20 protein-coding genes are annotated in these 22,872 nt (G+C 48.3%); 15 read left to right on the forward strand and 5 right to left on the reverse strand.

The genetic code is table 11. The features are described from left to right. Window positions 1–5: 5 nt before the first annotated feature. Genes AC5RDV_RS10660 through AC5RDV_RS10670 form a run of 3 tightly spaced genes read right to left on the reverse strand, consistent with a single transcriptional unit; the run spans window position 6 to window position 850 of the window. Window positions 6–275, reverse strand: a complete 270-nt coding sequence (locus tag AC5RDV_RS10660; protein WP_008624529.1) for a hypothetical protein — start codon at window positions 273–275, stop codon at window positions 6–8. Beyond that, window positions 262–630: a hypothetical protein gene (locus tag AC5RDV_RS10665; RefSeq protein ID WP_008616784.1), complete on the reverse strand. Its 369-nt coding sequence runs from the start codon at window positions 628–630 to the stop codon at window positions 262–264. Before AC5RDV_RS10665 ends, AC5RDV_RS10660 begins: the two co-directional genes overlap by 14 nt. A gap of 10 nt (window positions 631–640) precedes the next feature. Continuing rightward, window positions 641–850 carry a YtxH domain-containing protein gene (locus AC5RDV_RS10670; protein ID WP_008616782.1) on the reverse strand — a complete coding sequence of 70 codons (210 nt, stop codon included), beginning with the start codon at window positions 848–850 and terminating at the stop codon, window positions 641–643. A 258-nt stretch (window positions 851–1,108) separates the two neighbouring features. Here AC5RDV_RS10670 and AC5RDV_RS10675 point away from each other — a divergent pair, with 258 nt between their 5' ends. The 12 genes from AC5RDV_RS10675 (at window position 1,109) to AC5RDV_RS10730 (ending at window position 12,381) form a co-directional block, all read left to right on the forward strand. Next, complete coding sequence (locus AC5RDV_RS10675; RefSeq protein ID WP_282746834.1) at window positions 1,109–1,609, forward strand: SPOR domain-containing protein; 501 nt, start codon at window positions 1,109–1,111, stop codon at window positions 1,607–1,609. Between the two features lie 154 nt (window positions 1,610–1,763). Beyond that, window positions 1,764–2,189: a Holliday junction resolvase RuvX gene (ruvX, locus tag AC5RDV_RS10680; protein WP_282746833.1), complete on the forward strand. Its 426-nt coding sequence runs from the start codon at window positions 1,764–1,766 to the stop codon at window positions 2,187–2,189. 16 nt (window positions 2,190–2,205) lie between these two features. Further along, a complete protein-coding gene (gene def, locus AC5RDV_RS10685; protein ID WP_008624533.1) occupies window positions 2,206–2,763 on the forward strand; it encodes a peptide deformylase in 558 nt (185 codons plus the stop codon). Then, complete coding sequence (locus AC5RDV_RS10690) at window positions 2,763–4,775, forward strand: tetratricopeptide repeat protein (protein ID WP_282746832.1); 2,013 nt, start codon at window positions 2,763–2,765, stop codon at window positions 4,773–4,775. The genes def and AC5RDV_RS10690 overlap by 1 nt, the downstream gene beginning before the upstream one ends. Window positions 4,776–4,868: 93 nt before the next feature. Continuing rightward, on the forward strand, window positions 4,869–6,812 hold the full coding sequence (thrS, locus tag AC5RDV_RS10695) for a threonine--tRNA ligase (RefSeq protein WP_130893178.1): 1,944 nt from the start codon (window positions 4,869–4,871) through the stop codon (window positions 6,810–6,812). Between the two features lie 71 nt (window positions 6,813–6,883). Next, window positions 6,884–7,528 (forward strand): translation initiation factor IF-3, encoded by a 645-nt coding sequence (gene infC / locus AC5RDV_RS10700; protein WP_130893177.1) that lies wholly within the window; start codon window positions 6,884–6,886, stop codon window positions 7,526–7,528. 79 nt (window positions 7,529–7,607) lie between these two features. Beyond that, window positions 7,608–7,805 carry a 50S ribosomal protein L35 gene (gene rpmI, locus AC5RDV_RS10705; protein ID WP_008624537.1) on the forward strand — a complete coding sequence of 66 codons (198 nt, stop codon included), beginning with the start codon at window positions 7,608–7,610 and terminating at the stop codon, window positions 7,803–7,805. 117 nt (window positions 7,806–7,922) lie between these two features. Further along, window positions 7,923–8,267, forward strand: a complete 345-nt coding sequence (gene rplT / locus AC5RDV_RS10710; RefSeq protein WP_008624545.1) for a 50S ribosomal protein L20 — start codon at window positions 7,923–7,925, stop codon at window positions 8,265–8,267. Between the two features lie 124 nt (window positions 8,268–8,391). Then, on the forward strand, window positions 8,392–9,288 hold the full coding sequence (locus tag AC5RDV_RS10715) for a DUF368 domain-containing protein (RefSeq protein WP_008624547.1): 897 nt from the start codon (window positions 8,392–8,394) through the stop codon (window positions 9,286–9,288). Window positions 9,289–9,302: 14 nt separating this feature from the next. Further along, window positions 9,303–11,030, forward strand: a complete 1,728-nt coding sequence (locus AC5RDV_RS10720) for an ArnT family glycosyltransferase (RefSeq protein WP_282746830.1) — start codon at window positions 9,303–9,305, stop codon at window positions 11,028–11,030. Window positions 11,031–11,039: 9 nt separating this feature from the next. Next, window positions 11,040–11,423 (forward strand): GtrA family protein, encoded by a 384-nt coding sequence (locus AC5RDV_RS10725; RefSeq protein ID WP_428387478.1) that lies wholly within the window; start codon window positions 11,040–11,042, stop codon window positions 11,421–11,423. Further along, on the forward strand, window positions 11,416–12,381 hold the full coding sequence (locus tag AC5RDV_RS10730; RefSeq protein WP_282746829.1) for a glycosyltransferase family 2 protein: 966 nt from the start codon (window positions 11,416–11,418) through the stop codon (window positions 12,379–12,381). Before AC5RDV_RS10725 ends, AC5RDV_RS10730 begins: the two co-directional genes overlap by 8 nt. A gap of 85 nt (window positions 12,382–12,466) precedes the next feature. Here AC5RDV_RS10730 and AC5RDV_RS10735 read toward each other — a convergent pair whose 3' ends face one another. Continuing rightward, on the reverse strand, window positions 12,467–13,300 hold the full coding sequence (locus AC5RDV_RS10735) for a hypothetical protein (protein WP_282746827.1): 834 nt from the start codon (window positions 13,298–13,300) through the stop codon (window positions 12,467–12,469). Between the two features lie 249 nt (window positions 13,301–13,549). Between AC5RDV_RS10735 and AC5RDV_RS10740 the strand changes: the two genes are divergently transcribed. Then, window positions 13,550–13,924, forward strand: a complete 375-nt coding sequence (locus AC5RDV_RS10740) for a winged helix-turn-helix transcriptional regulator (protein WP_008624554.1) — start codon at window positions 13,550–13,552, stop codon at window positions 13,922–13,924. Window positions 13,925–14,960: 1,036 nt separating this feature from the next. Here the strand turns inward: AC5RDV_RS10740 and AC5RDV_RS10745 are convergent. Next, a complete protein-coding gene (locus AC5RDV_RS10745; protein ID WP_282746824.1) occupies window positions 14,961–18,224 on the reverse strand; it encodes a sugar-binding domain-containing protein in 3,264 nt (1,087 codons plus the stop codon). Between the two features lie 205 nt (window positions 18,225–18,429). Between AC5RDV_RS10745 and AC5RDV_RS10750 the strand changes: the two genes are divergently transcribed. Together AC5RDV_RS10750 and AC5RDV_RS10755 are read left to right on the forward strand one after the other, a co-directional pair. After that, complete coding sequence (locus AC5RDV_RS10750) at window positions 18,430–21,117, forward strand: 4-alpha-glucanotransferase (RefSeq protein ID WP_282746823.1); 2,688 nt, start codon at window positions 18,430–18,432, stop codon at window positions 21,115–21,117. Between the two features lie 29 nt (window positions 21,118–21,146). Beyond that, on the forward strand, window positions 21,147–22,784 hold the full coding sequence (locus AC5RDV_RS10755; protein ID WP_130893169.1) for an ABC-F family ATP-binding cassette domain-containing protein: 1,638 nt from the start codon (window positions 21,147–21,149) through the stop codon (window positions 22,782–22,784). Window positions 22,785–22,872 lie beyond the last annotated feature (88 nt).

Below are 22,872 nucleotides of genomic sequence, written 5' to 3' on the forward strand. Positions count from 1 at the left end.
AACGGTTATCTCCGTTTTCCAAAAATCCGGCGTATGTTACGTGCTACTCTCATTCCCATCATCACGCCGTCATATACGGCTAACCCTTGGTCTACCATATTCATGAATGAGCCTAATTTGGATGTGGCTTGCGGGGGAGGAGTGAATAGTTTATGGGTAGTTGTTTTAATGTAGTCCGCACTTTCTTTTATTTGGCTTTTTACTTCAGCCTTACGAGTACGGATTTCTTGTAAAACATCTTCGGTATGGTGGGAAGGAATCTTATTTGCTGCCATCTTCTTTAGTAAGGATTAGTTTGGTCATGAAACGTGCCATGGGCTGAATGACCATGCGGTTTCGGTTTAAATAGAATATGACGGTCAGTAACAGGATGAAAGCGGAAATGAGGCCGAATCCGAGTGAAAGGCTTCCTAATACATCTCCTAAGTAATAGGCTAATGCGAAGGTGAGAAAAAGCAAAACGATAGAACCTAATAATAACAAGACGGTTACAATCAGAATGGCCGAAAGAATGACCGTCATTTTCTCTGTGGCATCCAATTTGACAAACTCTTTCTGGAGCTCAAGATATTTCTTAAACTCCAGTAAGAGTTTGCCTATACTTTCTATGTTTTTACTGTTTGAAAACATAAAATGTCATTTACACTTCTTCGGCGGATTTGATTTCATCTGCAATTTCGTCTACGAGAGAATCCATCTCTTTGCGGTTGAGTTTGATGCCGCGTTTACGCAATGCTTCTGCTATTTTATCACGAGTTTCAGTTCCTTTTTCCGGAGCAAACAAAATTCCTACTGCTGCACCTACGGCTGCGCCGCCAATGAATGCTGCTAAAAAACTTAATGCTTTCATATTATTTCTATTTTATTTGAGTTGATTACATTCACAAAGTTATAAATTCTCTTGATATAATCCTCATGTTTATCACTTTTTTTTGATTATTTTTTTTGCCTTGTTGATTTAACCTTTTTTTTGTGCCAGTCCTTTTACCATATATAAATAATGTGTACCTTTGTCTTTTGATGTGGATGTTATATCCCGTGAAAATACCAGTGACATCGACAGTATGGTTTTAGAGAATCATTTAACTAAAAAATAAGTAGAAGAAGTATGAAAAAGTTTTTTGTGATGGGACTTGGGTTGAGTGCGGCTTTTGCAATGACCTCTTGCAAGTCTTCCGAGAGCGCATACAAAAAGGCGTATGAAAAGGCAAAGCAGCAGCAGGTTGTTGCTACAGAGCAGGAGCCGACCCAGACGCAGACGACCACCCAAGTGGAAGTGACACCTGTCACTCCCTCGACAACAACCTCCACGGCCGCTAATGCAGATGTAAATACGGTTCGTGTGCAGAGTGAGAATGTGACGGTGGTTTCCGGAAACGGTTTGAAAGCTTATAGCGTAGTTTGCGGAAGTTTCAGCCTGAAAGCCAATGCCGAAGGTTTGCAGAAGACATTGTCGAATGCGGGTTATAATGCGCAGATAGCCTACAACGAAGCAAAGAACATGTATCGGGTGGTGGCTTCTACTTACGATGAAAAGGCTGCTGCCGTGCAGTCGCGTAATACTTTGCGCGGCACTTATCCTGACGCATGGTTGCTTTTGTCTAAATGATAGATTTAGAATAATATATAGTTTATACAACACACGGGAGCGAGTTTTCATTTGCTCCCGTGCATCGTATAGAGAAGCCTGTTTTGGTTATTAAGAATTATTTGTTTTTATACCGGCGTTTTTTTCGTCTGTTTTCATTAATTTTGCAACTTATATGGGAAGGGTTTTAGCTATTGATTACGGGAAAAAACGTACTGGAGTTGCTGTGACGGATCCGTTGCAGTTGATTGCAAACGGGTTGACAACGGTTTCTACCTCGTCTGTCATGGATTTTATTGTGTCTTATGTTCAGCAGGAACATGTGGAACGGATTGTGGTAGGCCAACCAAAACAAGCCAATGGGGAAGATTCTGAAAATATGGGCAGGATAAATTCTTTTGTGCGGCGTTTGCATAAACGCTTGCCGGAGATTCCGGTTGAATTTTTCGATGAACGTTATACTTCCGTGTTGGCCCATCAGGCTATGTTGCAAGGAGGTTTAAGGAAGAAAGCCCGGCAAAACAAAGCTTTGGTGGATGAAATCAGTGCGACGATTATCCTGCAAGGTTGGATGGAATCCCGTATGATGCTGAAAAAATAATAATATACAAAATAATATGGTATTACCAATTTATACTTTTGGCCAACCCGTTCTGAGAAAGGTGGCCGAAGATATTACACCGGACTATCCGGAGTTGAAAACTTTGATAGACAATATGTACGAAACTTTGGAGCGGTCTGAGGGAATTGGGTTGGCAGCTCCCCAAATCGGCTTGTCCATTCGCCTGGTGGTGATTAATTTGGACTTGATTTCCGATGACCTGCCCGAATATAAGGGGTTCGTTCATGCATTTATCAATCCTCACATCTTGGAGTATGATGATGCGGAAACGGATTCGATGGAAGAGGGCTGTTTGAGTTTGCCGGGCATCCATGAACCTGTGCGTCGTCCCACACGCATTCGTGTGAGTTACTTAGACGAGGTTTTCCAACCCCATGACGAATGGGTGGAAGGGTATTTGGCCCGTGTCATGCAGCATGAGTTCGACCATCTTGACGGGAAAATGTTTGTGGACCATTTATCTATGTTGCGTAAACAAATGGTGAAAGGAAAACTGGGAAATTTGCTGAAAGGAAATTTCCGTTGTGCTTATAAGGTCAAGACGAAAAAGTAATGAAGAGGAGCAGGAAAGTATATCTTCTTTTCCTTTGGTTTTTTTCCGTGTCGGCGATAGCACAGATTAATACCGACCGGATGATGTTGATGGGGCGTAATGCGCTCTACTATGAGGATTATGTACTTTCCATACGCCGCTTCAATATGGTAATTTCGGCCAAGCCTTATTTGTCGGAGCCATATTTTTACCGTGGATTGGCCAAATTTTATTTGGAAGATTATACCGGGGCTGAGGAGGATTGCGGGACTGCTATAGACCGCAATCCTTTTTTGCCCGATAATTATCGTTTGCGAGGTTTATGCCGGATCAATCTGAAGCGTTATGACGAAGCCGTTTCGGATTATATGAAGTTGCTTGAAATCGAACCCAAAGACGAGAGCGGATGGCATAATATGACCTTATGTTATTTACAACTCAAGGAGTACGATAAGGCTGTGGAATGTATAGACCGAATGTTAGGTTACTGGCCGCAAAAGGCCTCCTTGTATACTTTAAAGGCACAGACTTATTTCGCCCAAAAGGATACGGTTGCAGCCATGGCAAACATAGGCCGGGCATTGGAAATCAATCCATACGAGGGGCAGGCTTGGAGCATGCGTGCGGCGGTCCATGCCGGGCGGGGAGAATATAAGTTGGCCGAAGAGGCTTTGGATAAGACCATACAGCAGATGCCCCGCGAGGCCGGACATTATATCAACCGTGCGTTGGCGCGTTATCATCAGCGTAATTTACGTGGGGCGATGACGGACTATGATACGGCATTGGAAATGGACTCCACTAATTACATCGGGCATTTCAACCGTGGTTTGCTCCGGGCCCAAGTGGGAGATGATAACCGGGCCATAGAGGATTTCAATTTCGTGTTGAAGTTGGAACCGGATAATATGATTGCGTTGTTTAACCGTGCGTTGATGTTGAACAATACAGGAGATTATCGGGGAGCTATCCGGGATATAAATGCCGTCATCAAAGAGTTTCCTAATTTCTTGGCCGGCTATCAGTTGCGGGCAGAGGTGCGCCGGAAGATGGGCGATACCAGAGGTGCCGAACTGGATGAATTCAAGGTATTGAAAGCCCAGATGGACCAACGTTACGGTGGAAAGAAACCGCAGAATACGAAGCAGACTCGAAAAGTGAGCGACCGCACGATGGAAGATTATAACAAACTGGTGGAGGCTGATACTTCGGAAGATGAATCGCCGACGTATGAAAGCGAATATCGTGGCAAAGTGCAGAACCGCAGGACGGAATTGGCTCCGGAACCGGCTTTGGTCCTGACCTATTATACTGGGCAGAGTGATTTTCAACGCAAGATGTACAATAAGGAACTCGAACGTCTGAATCGTTTGGGCGTTTTGCCGGCACGTCTGGTGTTGACTCACGACGAAGTGTCGTTGGATGAAGCCCGTATACAAAAGCATTTTTCTTCCATTCAGGCTCTTTCCGACAAGATTGCCCGGCAGCCGGACAATACATTATTATATTTGGCCCGTTCCATAGACGAATATCTTGTACAAGACTTCGAGAAAGCATTGGCAGATATTGACCATGCTATTAAATTGGATAGTTCTTATCTGCTTGCTTATTATATGAGAGTGCAGATTAGAATGAAAAATCAGGAAGTCCGGATGGCAGAAAAATCTGAAACTCCTTCTAAGGGAGAGGCGAAATGGACGTTCGACACTTCCCGTTCCGAATATCAGGCAGCATTGGATGATTGTGACCGGATATTGGCTCGGGAACCAGATTTTGCCGGTTGCTATTATAATAAAGGTAATATCTACATGCAGCTGAAGTTATGGCCGGAAGCCATTAAGGCCTACACGCAGGCCATTAAGCTTCATGCGGATTATGCCGAAGCTTACTACAACCGGGGGGTGGCTTATATCCTTTCGGGCGACTACGCTTCCGGCATTCCCGATTTGAGCCGGGCCGGAGAGATGGGCTTATATAAGGCTTATAATTTGATTAAAAGGTATAGGGATAAGGCTGCTACTAAGGTGGAATAAGCTAAAAAACAGCCACTTTTTTGATAGATTGTGCCACTGTCTCATGAAAAATAGCTAATTTTGCAACTTTGAAAACGGACAATACGTATAATTATGATAAAGATAACTTTTCCTGACGGCTCTGTGCGTGAATACGAGGCCGGTGTGACAGGTTTACAAATTGCTGAGAGTATTTCTTCCAGACTGGCACAGGACGTGCTGGCTTGCGGAGTGAATGGTGAGACGGTCGAGCTGAACCGTCCGATTAACGAAGATGCTTCCGTGATGCTTTACAAGTGGGAGGACGCAGAGGGAAAGCATGCTTTCTGGCATACTTCCGCTCACCTGATGGCTGAGGCTATGCAGGAACTTTATCCGGGTATGCAGTTCGGTATCGGTCCGGCCATAGAAAACGGTTTTTATTACGATGTGATGCCTCCTGCAGGTACGGTTATCCGTGAAAGCGACTTTGCCGGTATTGAAAAGAAGATGTTGGAGTTGGCACAACGTAAAGAACCGGTCGTGCGGGCTGAAATATCCAAAGCCGGAGCCTTGAAGTTTTTCGGTGAGCGCGGCCAGACGTACAAGAACGAATTGATAGAAGACTTGGAAGACGGGCATATCTCCACTTACACCCAAGGAGCTTTCACGGACTTGTGCCGAGGTCCGCACTTGATGAATACGGGTGTTATCAAAGCCGTGAAAGTGACGGCTGTATCATCTGCGTATTGGCGCGGAGACGAGAAGCGTCCGCAGATGACCCGCGTGTATGCCATCTCTTTCCCCAAAAAGAAGATGTTGGACGAGTATTTGACGTTGTTGGAAGAAGCCAAGAAACGCGACCATCGTAAGATAGGAAAGGAAATGGAGCTTTTCATGTTCTCCGAACGTGTCGGCAAAGGTCTTCCGATGTGGTTGCCGAAAGGTACGGCTTTGCGCTTGCGTCTGGAAGATTTCCTGAAAAAAATTCAAAAGCGTTACGGTTACCAACAGGTGATGACTCCCCATATCGGTGGTAAGAACCTTTATGTGACATCCGGGCATTATGCCCATTACGGGAAAGATTCTTTCCAACCGATTCATACGCCGGAGGCTGACGAGGAGTATATGCTGAAGCCGATGAACTGTCCGCACCATTGTGAAATTTACGCTTGGAAGCCGCGTTCATATAAAGACTTGCCTTTGCGAATCGCCGAATTCGGAACGGTGTACCGTTATGAGCAGAGCGGAGAGTTGCACGGACTGACACGTGTGCGTTCGTTTACGCAAGACGATGCCCATATCTTCTGCCGCCCGGATCAGGTGAAAGATGAATTCATCCGCGTGATGGAGATCATCCAGATTATTTTTGGTGCATTGAATTTCGATACATTCGAGGCTCAGATTTCTTTGCGCGACCCGAACAACCGTGAGAAGTATATCGGTTCGGACGAGGTTTGGGAAGAAGCAGAAAATGCCATCATCGAAGCTTGCAAGGAGAAAGGCCTGAATGCCAAGGTAGAATATGGCGAGGCTGCATTCTATGGTCCTAAACTCGACTTCATGGTGAAAGATGCCCTCGGACGCCGTTGGCAGTTGGGTACGATACAGGTGGACTACAACTTGCCCGAACGTTTCAAACTGGAATACACGGGCGAGGACAACCAGAAACATCGTCCGGTGATGATACATCGCGCACCGTTCGGTTCCATGGAGCGTTTCTGTGCCGTACTTATCGAGCATACGGCCGGTCATTTCCCCTTGTGGCTGACACCCGACCAGGTGGCTATCCTTCCGATTTCCGAGAAGTTCAACGATTACGCTCAAAAACTTTGCGCGTATTTTGATGAACAAGACGTGCGAGCCATTGTGGACGACCGTAATGAGAAAATCGGACGCAAGATACGTGACAACGAAATGAAGCGCATACCTTACATGCTGATTGTGGGAGAAAAAGAAGCAGCCGACGGTACGGTTTCCGTACGTAAGCAGGGCGAAGGCGACCAGGGAAGCATGAAATTCGAAGATTTTGCAAAGAAAATCAACGAAGAGGTTCGTAATATGACAAATAAATATTAAATTTGCACCCGATTTTTAAAACTCAATAGTCGTAATCGGAAAATAAAAACAGAAGAGAACAACATTTTTGAATGAAGAAAGACAATTTAAAACAGCAATATCGTATCAACGAACAGATACGTGTGCGTGAAGTCCGGATAGTGGGCGATGATGTGGAATCTACGGTTATGCCGACGGCTAAGGCACTGCAAATGGCGGAAGCACAAGGCGTAGACCTCGTGGAAATCTCCCCGAATGCAGTTCCTCCTGTTTGTCGTTTGATAGACTACAGCAAGTTCCTCTACCAACAAAAGAAGCGCCAGAAAGAAATGAAGGCCAAGCAGGTGAAGGTAGACGTAAAGGAAATCCGCTTCGGTCCCCAGACGGACGATCATGACTATAACTTCAAACTGAAGCATGCGCAAGGGTTCCTTTCAGACGGAGACAAGGTGAAAGCCTATGTGTTTTTCAAGGGGCGCAGCATTCTTTTCAAGGAACAAGGTGAAGTCTTGTTGCTTCGTTTCGCCAACGATTTGGAGGAATACGGCAAGGTGGAACAGATGCCGGTGCTTGAAGGGAAGCGCATGACAATCTTCATCGCTCCGAAAAAGCAGGCGCAAGCCAAGAAACAGGCTGAGCCTGTGGCTGAGGCATCAGTGCAGAAAGCGGAACGGAGCCAGCCGAAAGCCAATGCTCCCAAAGAATATAAGGGGCCGCGCGTGGAAGGCGAAGATTGATGAAAAGGGAAGAGTAAGTGCGTAACGCCTTGGTATATGCGTTGCCACACATTGAATAATAATTTAAATATTAAACAAAATGCCAAAAGTAAAGACTAATTCCGGTGCCAAAAAGAGATTCCGTCTTACCGGAACAGGTAAAATCAAGAGACACCACGCTTTTCACCGTCACATCTTGACGAAGAAGACGACGAAGCAGAAAAGAAATCTGGTTCACGATGACATCGTAGTGACAGATAACATGAAGCAGGTTCGTGACCTCCTTTGTCTGCGTTAATTAAAAGTGTAGGTCGTATTAACAAAGTTATTAACCGAATGCTTTAGCCTGAAGTTCATCCATAAACAGACTCATAGGAGAGGGGGATGGCGCTAACATTCAAAAAGATTAAAAATTATGCCAAGATCAGTAAATCATGTTGCTTCAAGAGCAAGAAGAAAGAAAATTTTAGGTTTGACCAGAGGTTACTTCGGTGCACGTAAGAACGTGTGGACCGTAGCCAAGAACACTTGGGAAAAAGGTTTGACTTATGCATATCGTGACCGTAAAAATAAGAAGCGTAACTTCCGTGCCTTGTGGATTCAGCGTATCAACGCTGCTGCCCGTCTGGAAGGCATGTCTTATTCCCAGTTGATGGGTGCATTGCACAAGGCCGGTATCGAAATCAACCGCAAGGTGCTTGCCGATTTGGCCATGAATCATCCCGAGGCATTCAAGGCTGTGGTAGCGAAAGTAAAATAAAAAAGGAAATCTGAGCAGATTTCAAGATAAAAAGGTGTATTGTTTGTCAATACACCTTTTTTTGTTTTACTTTGTATCAATAAATATTATGCTTATTCATCAGTTGGATTAAATTACGATTTCAATGGAAAGAAGAATTAAAGATTATGCTGTTTTGACCTTAAAAGGAATGGCTATGGGAGCGGCCGATGTAGTGCCCGGAGTTTCCGGAGGGACGATTGCTTTCATTGCCGGTATTTATGACGAGCTTATCAATTCCATCAAGAGTATCAACATGCATTCCCTGAAACTGCTGTTTACTGGGAATTTGGCCGGGTTCTGGAAGGCCGTCAATGGAAACTTCCTGTTTGCTTTGCTGTTGGGTATCGCCATCAGCGTGTTTTCTTTGGCCAAGCTGATTACTTATTTGTTAGTCAACGAGCCAGTGTTGGTGTGGTCTTTCTTTTTCGGTTTGGTATTGGCTTCTACATGGTTCGTTTCCAAAGATATTAAGGGATGGAACTGGAAAACCGTGGCAGGGTTTGTGGTTGGGGCAGCTGTGGCCTATTACATCACGGTGGCTACTCCTGCCGAGACGTCCACCAATCTGATGTTCATCTTCCTTTGCGGTGCCATAGCGATATGTGCGATGATACTTCCCGGCATATCCGGCAGCTTCATATTGGTGCTATTGGGGAAATATTTCTATGTCATGGAGGCGGTGAAGACTTTGGACTTGGTCGTTTTGGGGGTCTTTGCCTTCGGCGCAGCCTTGGGTATCACCAGTTTTTCCCGTGTTTTGTCGTATGCTTTGAGGAATTTCCGTAATATTACCTTGTCTGTCCTTTCCGGCTTTATGCTAGGGTCGTTGAATAAAGTGTGGCCTTGGAAAGAAGTAGAGAAATTAGTTTCAGACGGTCATGAGGTGATGATAGAGCATAACGTCGCACCAAATACGGAGGTGGCCGAGGCGGTCGTTCTGATGCTTATCGGGTTTATATTGGTGTATGTGTTGGAAAAGATTTCAGCTAAAAAAGCATAACGGATTGTACGGAGATGTATAAGAAGGATTACTTTTGGCCGTTGGTTGCGTTGTGTGTCGTCTCCCTCTTTTTGTTTTTGGGACAAACGTTTTTCAATACGCGTGGCGAGCCGCGAGAAGCTGTGGTGGCCCTTTCCATGTTGCAGCAGGGAAACTGGGTGCTGCCAGTGAACAATGGGGTTGAGTTGGCTTTCAAGCCTCCTTTCTTCCATTGGTGTATCGCTGCAATTTCTACGGTAGCCGGCACGGTGAATGAATACACCTCTCGTATGCCTTCGGCTTTGGCCTTGTCGGCCATGGTGTTGGTCGGGTATGTGTTCTATGCCAAAAGGCGCGGTGCAGAGGTGGCCTTTATGGCCGCTTTGCTCACATTGACCAATTTCGAGGTGCACCGTGCCGGAGTGGCCTGCCGTGTGGACATGGTGCTGACGGCAATGATGGTCATCGCATTGTACCAACTTTATAAATGGGGAGAGAAAGACCTGAGAGGCGTACCCTGGGTGGCTGTACTCTGCTTGAGTGCGGCTGCCTTGACGAAAGGGCCAGTGGGCATCGTCCTGCCTTGTCTGGTTCCCGCCGTATTCCTGTGGATTAGGGGGAGGAAGCTCCTGCGCATTTTCTTTTCTTTCCTGATGGTGGCCGTGTTGGCCTGCCTGTTGCCGGCCGTATGGTATTGGGCGGCTTACCAACAGGGCGGTGACCATTTCCTTGACCTTGTGTTGGAAGAGAACGTCTATCGTTTTTTGGGAAAGATGACTTACGCCGCACATGAGAATCCGGCTTGGTACAATGTGATGACGGTCGTGGCCGGTTATGTGCCTTATACCTTATTGGGGCTTGTCTCCTTGTTCTTTTTGAGGTACCGGAGACCGCAGGGACAGGTACGTACGTGGTGGTCGCGTTTCGTGGCCTATATCCGTAATATGGACGATACTCGTCTGTATTCGTTGTTGTGCATCGTCATTATTTTCACGTTCTACTGCATTCCGAAGAGCAAACGGAGTGTCTATTTGTTGCCGATATATCCGTTTATAGCTTATTTTCTAGCAGAATATATCATTTATCTGCGCCATCGCCATTTGAATGCCTTACGCGTTTTCGGCAGTATCATGGCCTCATTGGCTGTGCTGTTGCTGTTGGTTTTCGGCGCAGTCCGTATGGGATGGGTGCCCGACTCCCTGTTTGCCGGGCGGCATGCGGCAGAGAATATAGCCTATATGCACGCGTTGGAAGATTTTCCCTTGACGGTATTTGCGGTCTTCGGTGTACTGGTTCCTGTGGCGGCAGCTTGTTGGTATTTCCGTGTCCAACGCCGTAATGCGGCCGACAACGGCATTGTTTACGCTTTTATTGCCGTGGTATTTTCCATTTTCTTTGCGCTCGACGGAGTGTACCAGCCCGTCATCCTGAATGTGAAGTCAGACCGTGCCGTGGCCGAGGAATTACGTCGCATCGTGCCCGAAGGCAGGTTGTATTCTTTCCGTACCGATGTAGTGGAAGGCAATCGCATGCATCCGTTCACGGTAAACTTTTATTTGGGCGACAGGATGGTGCCGTTCGATTGTTTTACGCCGCCATCCGAGGGGTATGTGTTCATGGGAGGTGAGATGGCAGCTCCGTTTCTGGAACGTTACGGTGCGGAGTTCTCGTTGGAAGAAGTGTATGCCTCTAACCATCGTAGTTGTGATGACAAGCGGTATAATATCCTTTACCGTTTCCGCAGGAAACTGGCAGAACCTTAAGAGAGTACCATGATGCAGAGGAAGAAGCTTTTTGTTACGTTCGTCCGTTTTGGCATAGTTGGAGTGTTGGCTACAGCACTCCACTATGGCTTTTATTATCTCCTGCATTTCGTCATGGGAGCCAATGCGGCCTTTACGGTCGGTTTCCTGTTGGGCTTTGTGTTCAATTTTTATATGACTTCTTATTTTACGTTTGGTACGTCGCCTTCTTGGCGGAAACTGTTCGGTATGAGTGGGGCACATGCGTTCAACTACTTGCTGCAAATCGGGTTGTTGAATTTCTTCCTTTGCATGGGGGTAGACAAGGTATGGGCACCTTTTCCCGTATATGCCATTGCGGTTCCCGTGAATTTCATATTGGTACGTTTTGTATTTACATCTAAAAATGAGTGAGACAATGAAACTGGTAATCGTGGTGCCTTGTTATAATGAAGAAGAGGTGTTGGTCGAGACGACCCGCCAACTTTCTTCGGTGGTGGATGAATTGCTTTCGGACGGGAAAATAGGTGAAGGTAAGATACTCTACGTGGATGACGGTTCGCGCGACCGCACTTGGGAACTTATCCGGGGATTTTCCGAAACACATCCGAGTGTGTCTGGGCTGAAGTTGGCGCACAATGTCGGCCATCAACAGGCACTGTGGGCCGGTTTGGAGTGGGCGGCCTCGTATGCGGATGCAGCTGTGTCCATTGATGCCGACCTGCAGGATGACGTGCGTTCCATCGTCAGTATGGTGGATGCCTGGCGCGGGGGGGCCGACATCGTATACGGCGTGCGCCGGGAGCGTGCGACGGATACTTTTTTTAAGAAAAATACGGCCTTGGCTTTCTATAAGTTGATGAATGCCCTAGGAGGGGATGTCGTCTACAATCATGCCGATTTCCGTCTGATGAGCCGCCGCACGTTGCAGGCTTTGATGGCTTATCCCGAAAGGAATCTCTTTTTGCGCGGGATGGTGTCGGCCTTGGGATATCCTTCGGCACGGGTGTATTACGACCGTAAGGAACGTATGGCCGGCGAGTCGAAATACCCCTTGAGCAAGATGCTCAGTTTTGCGTTGGACGGCATCACGTCTTTTTCCGTCCGTCCGTTGCGCTATATCTCCATGCTCGGCTTGTTGTTCATTCTCATTTCTTTGGTAGCGATAGTCTATGGCATCGTGGTGTATGTCGAGGGCAATACCATTCCGGGATGGACCTCCCTTTTGGTTTCCGTATGGTTCATCGGAGGAACCATACTGATGGCCTTGGGCATCATCGGGGAGTATGTGGGCAAGATATACAAAGAGGTGAAGCGGCGGCCGCGTTATTTCGTGGAACAGACTGCAGGAATGCAGGAGCCGCAGGCTTGAAGTTGCGGCTCCATCCGATGTCATGGCTTCCTCAAGGACCTTTGCAACGATTCGTCAACTCCTTAAAATATTGCTTCATATACCTTTATTGATATAAGGCTTTGCCTAAATCTTCCAACCCCGTTTCTCCGGGCAGACCGGGATAGGCTTGTTTCATGGCATCTACGAAAGCCTGTGCCGTCTTGTTTTCCTCAAGCAGCTTTTTCGCCTTTTTCAGGTAAGCAATCTTGAACTCTACCGCATCGCGTGTGGCAGCACCGCCATGTCCGCCGATGAACAGCGTCGCACCTGAAGCCAACGAGTTTTCGGCCTCTGTGATTTCAGCGTCAATGGCAGCCGGGGAAGACACTTGTAAATGGCTGATATGTGCTTTTGCCGGAGTCCAATGAGTGTAATACGCTTTGTTTCCTATCAGAATGCTTGCACCTGGGAAATCCGATGCGGCACCGTGACGGAACTCGAAAGTTACTCCTGCCCAAGTCTTTGTTGCGCCGAAAGCTACTTCCGTAACCTTGCCTGTGGGCATGTCTGTCAGGGCATCCCCGAACGCCTGTGCAAAACCTTTCATCATGCCTCCGTACACTGCGCCTTTCGTGAATTCGGGCATACCTTGGGCCATTACCACGTCATGCTTTCCTGTTCCTCCCACATGATAGTCCGTGATGCGTTTCTCCACGGGCTTTTCCAACTTGGAAAGATAAGTGCCAAATTCAGCCACATTGTCCTTGAACAGTGGTTGTTCCATGGTCACGAGGGCATCTTTGCCCTCAACGATGTAACTTGCATCACCCAACGTGTCGTTGGTGTAATATACATGCAGTTTGTAATTGCCGAGGTCATGTACCTCGAAACGTCCTTTGCTCTGTGCCATAGCTATAATTGTTAAAAAATTGAATAAAATGAATAGTACTTTTTTCATTGCTTTTGATTTTTAATGCGTGTCTGATTGTTTATTACTTACTTATAAGTATTCTCATTCCTTTTATGCTGCAAAATTAGAAAGAGATTATGGGCTATGCAAGTAGGTTCTTGTCCATCAGTTACTTACGTGAAAGTAACTATTGTTGGATATGAGACACTTGCCGATAAAGAATACTTCTAAAAAAGTTTCTTGCTGCTTGAAGGGAATTTGATTACTTTTGTAGAGTAAACAGAAATACATTATATTATGTATAGGACAACGATAGAAGATGCCGTGTTTCCGAACTGTCCAATACGGAATATTTTGGCCAGACTTTGCGACAAATGGTCTCTTTTGGTCATATATACGTTAGACAAGGCAGGTAAGGAAGCCGTACGTTTCAAAGAGTTGCAGCGTGAAATCCCCGACATATCACAAAAGATGCTAACGGTTACCTTGAGGACATTGGAAGATGACGGCTATGTCACCCGTACAGTGTATCCCGAAGTTCCTCCAAGGGTAGAGTATGCGCTGACTGCACGGGCATACACTTTGCTTCCGCATGTCAATGCGCTGATAGCATGGGCTTTGGAAAATAGGGATGCGATTATGGAAGACCGGAGAAAAGCCTGTAAAAAATGAGGCATGCCTATATGCGGAAATAGGGTAGGACGCACTTGCGGTGTTCAGTCCTTTCGACGGATTAGGTAGAAACGGCAATGGGTGGAACTGTCGATTTTTTATGGAAAGGTTACTATCAAAGTGTCTTTCTTAATACCATTTTTTTCTTTCAAAAAGTCAGATTTTCAAGCGTTTCCAGTAGACGGGATTTTGGGGAAACAGAATGATTTGGCGTGGTTTTATTGCATGGTTATTCAAAAATCGCCTTGTTCATACGTTTTTTTTGCATATATTCAAATCGTTTGGCTGAGATTGATTTTTCGTTTGCAGTTGTATACAATTTATTTCTCCGCATGTTGGTGCGGAACTGACTGCAAATAGCCGGAAATCTTTGCGGAAATGCGTCAAAAATCCAGCTTCGGTTGCTGTTTCTTCTCTAAACGGGCGCTTTGTGGGGATGAAAATGAAAAAACAAAATGTACATATAGAAGTGTTTTAGGCTTACGCAAATAGGGAAACATGCGGCGTATGGAAGAAGAACGCCTGTCATAACGTAAGGGAATGAGGATCCGGAGGTGACATGTCGTCTTGGGCATACTGTGGCGAGAATCGCGTACTTTCCTTTAGGCTGGGTTATGGATTCAAATATGCGATTCAGGAGGACATGACTTTTTCTTTTTTGTCAAAGTGTCAAAGCCGAATATGGTATGGGCAAAAAATAGGGGACGCCTTTTGAAAAGTGTCCCCTTTATGGTAAAAGCCGCACCGATGATGTGATGAAAACTCCGAGCTAACAAGATTTGAGCGCCCGTCACCTTTGTAATCCACCGGCAATTAAGCTACCCGAAGGCGTGGCCCGCCATTAGTGAGCGAAGCATTCTCGGTTTTCTGAAATAAATTGATGAGTATCCCAATCTAACCGATGCGGCTCTTTTTTCTATATGACAAAGGTAAGCCATTGTACCCAAAAAAGCAAATAAAATGCCTGTTTTTTTAGATTGGAAATGAAAAGCCCCGCTTCTTTTCCGGAAAGGAGCGGGACTGTCAGGGGGGCGGCTTATTTGAAATGTTCCAGAAGTTTTTCCAGTTCGGTGGTAGAAATGATTTCCACACTGCCGTGTTTCACTTCCGTGGGGTTCCGGATTTCGTCATCGGATATAGGATACCATTTGTGTTGGGACGGGTCGGTACAGCCCGTATAGCTTACTCCCCGGTCGCCATTGAACTTGTCGAAATAGAGGAACCACCCTTTCCCGCCTATCACCGGAAAGACTTCCGGACCTTCGACTTCTATGTAGCGTGATGGCAGTAACGGAGTGGAACCTTCGAAGCGCTGCACGTGCGGGTCGAGGCTTTTCGATGTGGCACAACGGATGGTCTTCTCTCCGTTCCGTTCGTCCTTATAGTAGGCATAGTATGTGCCCCCTTCTTTCAGGATGGTCATGTCGATGGCTGTGAAGCCTGGGTCGAAGTAGACAGCCGGAGTGGAGAAGGTGAGCCAGTCTTTCGTGGTACAGTAATGATGCACCTGCCGGTCGCCGATGCGGGAGGACCAATAGAGGTAGAACGTGCCGGTCTGTTCGTCGTAAGTGAATTCCGGTGCCCAGGCGTTGGGCGATACGGGGCCGCCGTCGTGCCCGTCCATTAGCATGATTTTCCCGTCGTCGGTACGTGTACCGCCGTTGGCGGCTGTCCAGTGGATGAGGTCGTCGGACTCCCAGTGGAACAGGGCGGGATGGTCCCATCCCCAGGTATGTACGAGATGGAATTTGGTTTTACCATTGTGCGTGACACGGTGCAAATAAGGGTCGCGCAGCCAGACGCCGTCGTCGTAAGCATTGAAAACGGGGCGGCTGCCGTTGATGTCCGTCCATGTCTTCCCGTCGCGGCTGTAGGCATAGAACAAATGTTGTGCGCTAGCTTTGAAATAAGACATGAGGTACACGCTGTCGGTGGCCTTGACCTCCGGCATGGCTTGCCGTCCGGGTATGGGGACGACGGTATATTCCTCTACAGGGATGTATTCTGTGTAGCGCAGGCCCGCGTCGATGTATTGCCCTCCGTGGCCTTGGTGGGCATGGATGGCCATGACATTGTCGCTGTTCGGTTTCAGTGTGGCCAACGCTTCCGGGGCGATGGGTTGCGCCACGTAGCGTGTGGTATATCCTTTGACTTCGTATGCTTTGACTCCGTTGAGATAGACTTCGCAGTCGTCATCTTGGTAGAGCCATAGTTGCAAGGCATTGATTTGTTCCTGCGAAAGGTTGCCGATGGAGAAGTGGCGGCGTATGTAGATGTCGGATGTGTTCCATGCGCTCCGCACGAAAGTGTTGGGCGGGCTACCGGCACCGAAACCGGCTTCTCCTTTGTCCCACTGGCTGTCGTCGAACGATGGGGCGTACCAATCGCCGGACGGCGTGACGGTGGTATAACTCCACGCCTCGTCGGACGATGTATCCGCAGCACCGACCACTACTGTCTGGCGTGAGCGGTTGTGTATGGTGCGCAGGATCTCTTCGCGTACGGAAGCCCGTTCCTCCGGGGCTATCTTGAACACCTTGCGGTCGTAAGTAAGCAGTCCGTTCAGTTCTTGTTCCACGTCGCTCGTCTGCGTATATACGGATGCCCAAAGGCCTTGTTCCTGTAAACCTTGCAAGGCGACGGTATAGGCGTTGAACCTTTCGGCCAAAGCCTTGCTGTCCGGCACGGAAGTGTATTCCATGTCGTTGCCTTTCCACAGGTGCCCGTCCACTTTGAGGGTGATGCCCCCGTATTCTCCGCATACGGCTACCCGTTCGTTGAGCGGATTGCTTTGGAGCGAAGGCACGGGATAGCTGTGTTGGTCGATGATGTCGCCCACCTCGAAGTCCACCCATCCGCTTGCTGCGTCGATTAGTCGTGTGCTATCGGTGTTGCGGATGGCTTCCACACCCCGGCGTGTGTGGACGTCGTTGCCTGAAGCGTATTGTCCCCATCCCTCGTTGTAGGCTACCCATACGACGATGCAAGGATGGTTTTTCAGCGTGTTGACGACGCGTGTACACTCATCGTAGAAGTTCTGCCGGATGAAGTCCTGGCTGCCGATGCTGCCGTTTTCGTCGAAGTTCTTGCTAGGCATGTCCTGCCATACGAGCATACCCATTTTGTCATAGTAATAATACCAGCGTGCAGGTTCTACCTTGATATGCTTGCGTATCATGTTCATGCCCAACGATTGTACGGCTTCTATGTCGTAGCGCATCCCTTCGTCTGAAGGAGGAGTAAGCAGGCCGTCCGGCCACCATCCTTGGTCGAGCACACCGAATTGGTACAACGGTTTGTTGTTCAATAGCATGCAGGGATGTCCGTCCACCATACCCCGGCTGATTTTACGCATGCCGAAGTATCCTTTCACCCTGTCGGTCTGCATGCCGTCATGATGCAGGCTGATGTCCAGGTCGTAAAGGTGGGGGGAGCCGGGCGACCACAGTTTGGCTTCCGGTATGCTGAGCGTGTGGGGCGCGTTGACGGACATTCCGGTGAGTTTGGCTACCGTTTTTTGACCATCTTTGACGATGATGTCGGCCGTGGCGGACGTGCAGTCCGACGTGATTGTGAGCGAAATGGTGCCTGCATCGATGTCTGACGTCACATCGTAGCGGCTGATATGCGCAGGGGAGACCGGTTCAATCCATACAGTCTGCCAGATGCCCGTTACCGGGGTGTAGAAGCATCCGCCCGGTTTGAGGGTTTGCTTGCCCAACGGTTGCCCGCCGTGGGTCGTGGGGTCTGTGACGGTTACTTGTATTTCCTGTTCCTCCCCGTCGCGGAGCAACTTTGTGATGTCCATGGAGAACGGGTCGTTGCCGCCGCTGTGGCTCCCGGCTTTTTGTCCGTTGACGTACACGGCACATTTCCAGTCCACCGCCCCGAAATGGAGCAGGATGTGCCGGCCTTTATAGGCTTTGGGAAGTTTGAACGTACGTTGGTATACGAAAGTAGACCGGGCGTTTTCTTCGAAATTCGTATCCATGATGCCGGACAGGGCCGATTCTATGGGAAAGGGAACCAATATCTTTTGGTTAAACTCCGTAGGCGGCAGGTTGTAACTGAGGTCTGCCGACTTCTTCTTGCAGTAATCCCAAGGGCCGTTGAGCGACATCCACTCGCTGCGTTCCATTTGTGGACGCGGATATTCGGTCCATACTTTGTCGGGGTTGATTTTTTCACCCCACTCGCTCATGATGGGAGCTTTTTTCCGAACCCAATCCGCAGCCGTCAGGTTGGCAGCCGCCGTCAAGGCAAGGACGGTGAATAGGTCTTTCAATAGGTTGTGTTTCATAAAATCAAAATATGTTTAAATGACGCACAAATTTAATGGTTCGTGTTACGGTTCATTGTATGTATTTGGGAAAAAGGCCGTTGGAAGTGTTTTTTTGATGCAAAATCACCAATTCGTGACGTAAAAAGGGTCGGTTTTATTTTGTTCTACGCCCTTCATCCCTTATCTTTGTACGAATACTTTTAAAGAGCAAACCCACAAGTTTATGAAACTGCATTTCTCGATAGAATATCTGACGCATTGGGGGGAAGACGTCAGGGTGTCCTTGACGTTGGTCGATGCAAAGGGACGTACCCAGACACAGACTTATCCGTTGGAAACCCGTGATGGCCACAGATGGACGGGAGAAGTGCTCATTACTGACGGACGCATCCGGTCTTTTTATTATCATTATAGTATATATAAGGAAGGCCGTAAGTTCCGGACGGAATGGGGCTTCATACCTCGCCATTTCAGGGTCGACGTTACCCAAACTTATTTGTTCCGGGACAACTGGCAGGATGTCCCCCTCTTGTCCCACCTTTATACATCCGCTTTTACGCAGTGTGTCCGTCCGCATACGGCCGAGACGGAAGAATTGCCGTATTTCAACAGTACATTGATGTTGAAGGTGAGTGCTCCTCAGCTTGAGGAAGGGCAGGCGTTGGCTCTCCTTGGGAACCAACCGGCACTGGGGGAGTGGAATCCGAATTTTGCGTTCCGCATGAAAGAGACGGGGCTGTACGAGTGGAGTGTGACCTTGAGTGCGGCCGGTGTCACTTTTCCCTTGGAATATAAATATGTCGTCATTGATGCGAAGACGGGCGATTTCGTGGCGTGGGAAGGCGGAGAAAACCGTGTGCTGCCGATAAGCGGGGTGGCAAAAGACGAAGTGGCCGTTATCTCGGATCCTCCGTTGCGGATTCGGGGAAACCGTTGGAAAGCGGCCGGTGTGGTCATACCCGTTTTTTCATTGCGCAGCGAAGGCAGTTGCGGGGTGGGGGATTTCGGCGACCTGAAAACCATGGTCGATTGGACGGTGCTTACCGGGATGCGCGTCATCCAGCTGTTGCCCGTGTACGATACGACTATCCATAAGAATTGGATGGACTCTTATCCATATAATAGTATTTCCATTTATGCGCTCCATCCCCAGTATGTCGACCTGCGCCAGTTGCCGAAGCTTGCGGACGAAAAGGAAATGGCGGAATACGAAGAGCGTCGGGCTGCTTTGAATGCTTTGCCCCAAGTGGACTACGAGGCGGTAAGTGCCTTGAAGCAAGAGTACCTGCATGCCGTGTTCCGTCGTGAGGGTAAAGAAATGCTGTCCTCCGGACGCTATACGGCTTTTTTCAAGCGTAACGAAGATTGGTTGGTGCCCTATGCGGCGTTTTGCGTGTTGCGCGACCGTTTCGGGACGGCCGATTTCCACGCATGGCCGGAGTATGCGGAATACAGGAGGGAAGACATACGTGCCTTTTGCCGTCCGTCCGCTCCGGCCTATGAGGAAGTTTCTTACTACTATTATGTACAGTTCTGCTTGCATGAACAGTTGTTGGCGGCTTCCGATTATGCCCGTGCGAAGGGAATTATCCTGAAGGGGGACATCCCCATCGGCATCAGTCGCAACAGTGTGGAGGCTTGGGTGGAGCCGTACTACTTTAACTTGGACGGTCAGGCCGGTGCGCCGCCCGATGATTTTTCGGTCAACGGCCAGAACTGGGGCTTTCCTACTTATAATTGGGAAGTCATGCTCGAGGACGGTTGCAGTTGGTGGGTGCGTCGTTTCCGTAAGATGGCCGAGTATTTCAATGCCTATCGTATCGACCACGTGTTGGGATTCTTCCGGATATGGGAGATTCCGTCCGATTCGGTACATGGTTTATTGGGGCATTTCTCTCCTTCGCTTCCGATGAGTGTGGAAGAGATTGAGAGCTATGGGCTTCGGTTCCGGAAAAATTATTTTACACATCCCAATATCAGTGATTGGGTATTGGATAAACTGTTCGGTGAACGTGCCGAGGAAGTGAAGGCCGTTTATCTGGACGCTTTGGGCATGGACTGGTATGCGATGAAGCCCGAGTATGACACTCAACGCAAGGTGGAAGCGGCTTTTGCCGGGAAGACTTCGCCCGAAGATGTGGCTTTGCGCGAGGGGTTATACGCGCTCATCAGCAATGTGCTCTTCATTCCCGACCCGAAGCTGCCGGACAAATATCATCCGCGTATTTCGGCTCGGTGCGATTATCTGTACCAGACATTGAGCGAGGAAGAGAAACGGGCTTTCGATGCCTTATACGAGGATTATTACTACCATCGGCACAACGAGTTCTGGTACGGGCAGGCCATGCGTAAACTGCCCGTTTTGGTGGAAGCGACTCAAATGTTGGTGTGTGCCGAAGATTTGGGCATGGTGCCGGCATGCGTCCCTTGGGTGATGGATGACTTGCGCATCCTGACGCTTGAGATTCAAACCATGCCCAAGAAGTTCGGGCTGAAGTTCGGACGGTTGGAGGAAAATCCTTACCGGAGTGTGGCCACTATATTTACCCATGATATGCCCACCCTTCGCGGATGGTGGGAAGAGGATGCCGTGCGCACGCAACAATATTTCAACGAGGTGTTGCAGAAAGACGGGGAGGCTCCGGCTTCCATACCCGGTTGGTTGTGCGAAGAAGTGGTGGCACGTCATCTTTATTCTCCTTCGATGCTCTGTCTGATTTCGTGGCAGGACTGGATGTCGATAGACGAACGGTTGCGTTATCCCGATGCGGATTTTGAACGTATTAATGTACCTTCCAATCCGCGAAACTACTGGCATTACCGTATGCACCTGACGATAGAGGAATTGATGGGGTGCGACGATTTGAACCGGAAAATCCGTATGCTGATTACGCATAGCGGAAGAGATTGAAAGCTTTTATTCATATTCAAAAATAATTTATGGTATCTGTAGACGGACTGGCCGTGGAATTCGGCGGAACGACTTTGTTTAGTGATATTTCTTTTCAGATTAACGAGAAGGACCGTATTGCCCTGATGGGAAAAAACGGGGCAGGGAAGAGTACATTGTTGAAAATATTGGCCGGGGTGCGGCAACCGACGAGAGGGCGTGTCACGGCTCCTAAGGATTGTGTGATAGCCTATTTGCCACAGCACTTGATGACGGAAGACGGGCGTACGGTATTCGAAGAGGCTTCGATGGCCTTTTCCCATTTGAAGGAGATGGAAAAGGAAATAGAAGCCATGAACCAAGAGCTGGCCATCCGTACGGACTATGAGAGCGAGGATTATATGGCTTTGATAGAGAAGGTGGCCACGATGAGCGAGAAGTTCTATGCCATCGACCTGACCCATTTCGAGGAAGATGTGGAAAAAGCCTTGTTGGGATTAGGATTCGAGCGTTCGGACTTTACGCGTCCCACGAGTGATTTCAGCGGAGGTTGGCGCATGCGCATCGAGTTGGCCAAATTGTTGTTGCAGGATCCTGACGTGCTGCTGTTGGACGAGCCGACCAACCATTTGGACATCGAGAGCATACAGTGGTTGGAGCAGTTCCTGACGGAGAGTGCCCGTGCCGTAGTGGTTATCAGTCACGACCGCAAGTTTGTGGACAATATCACGACGCGTACGATAGAAGTCACGATGGGGCGTATCTACGATTACAAAGTCAATTACAGCAAATACCTGGAACTTCGTAAGGAACGGCGCGAACAGCAAATGAAACAGTATGAAGAGCAACAGAAGATGATTCAGGAAACCAAAGACTATATCGAGCGTTTCAAGGGCACGTACAGTAAAACGTTGCAGGTGCAGAGCCGTGTGAAGATGTTGGAAAAGTTGCAGATTATCGAGGTGGACGAGGAAGATACGTCGGCTTTGAGGCTGAAGTTTCCGCCTTCGCCCCGTAGCGGGAACTACCCGGTGACGATGGAGGATGTGGGTAAGTGTTACGGTGACCACCGTGTGTTCGGTGGTGTCAACCTGACGGTAGAGCGGGGCAACAAGATTGCTTTTGTAGGACGTAACGGTGAGGGTAAGTCCACTCTGGTGAAATGCATCATGGGTGAGATAGAGCACGAAGGCACGCTGACGTTGGGACATAATGTCCAAATCGGTTATTTTGCCCAGAATCAGGCTTCGTTGTTAGACGGAGAACTGACGGTGTTCCAGACGATAGACGATGTGGCCCAAGGGGAAATCCGCACGAAGATACGCGATTTGTTGGGGGCTTTCATGTTCGGAGGAGAGGAAAGCACCAAGAAGGTGAAGGTGCTCTCGGGGGGAGAACGTACACGTCTGGCGTTGCTCAAACTCCTGCTTAACCCGGTCAACCTGTTGATATTGGACGAACCTACCAACCATTTGGACCTGAAGACGAAAGACATTTTGAAGCAAGCCTTGGTGGCGTTTGACGGCACGCTGATTGTGGTGAGCCACGACCGGGACTTCTTGGACGGATTGGTTAGTAAAGTGTACGAATTTGGTCATGGAAAGGTGCGTGAGCACCTGTGTGGCATTTATGAGTTTTTGGAACAGAGAAAATTGGAGAACTTGCAAGAGTTGGAGCGGAAACGTTGATTTTTGCCCCCTTTGCCGATATTTTCCCGTGAATTTCTGGGAGAAAAAAAATAGAATGCTTAATTTTGCCCCAATTTTGGGATTCTGT

This window comes from Paraprevotella sp. (assembly GCF_986071375.1).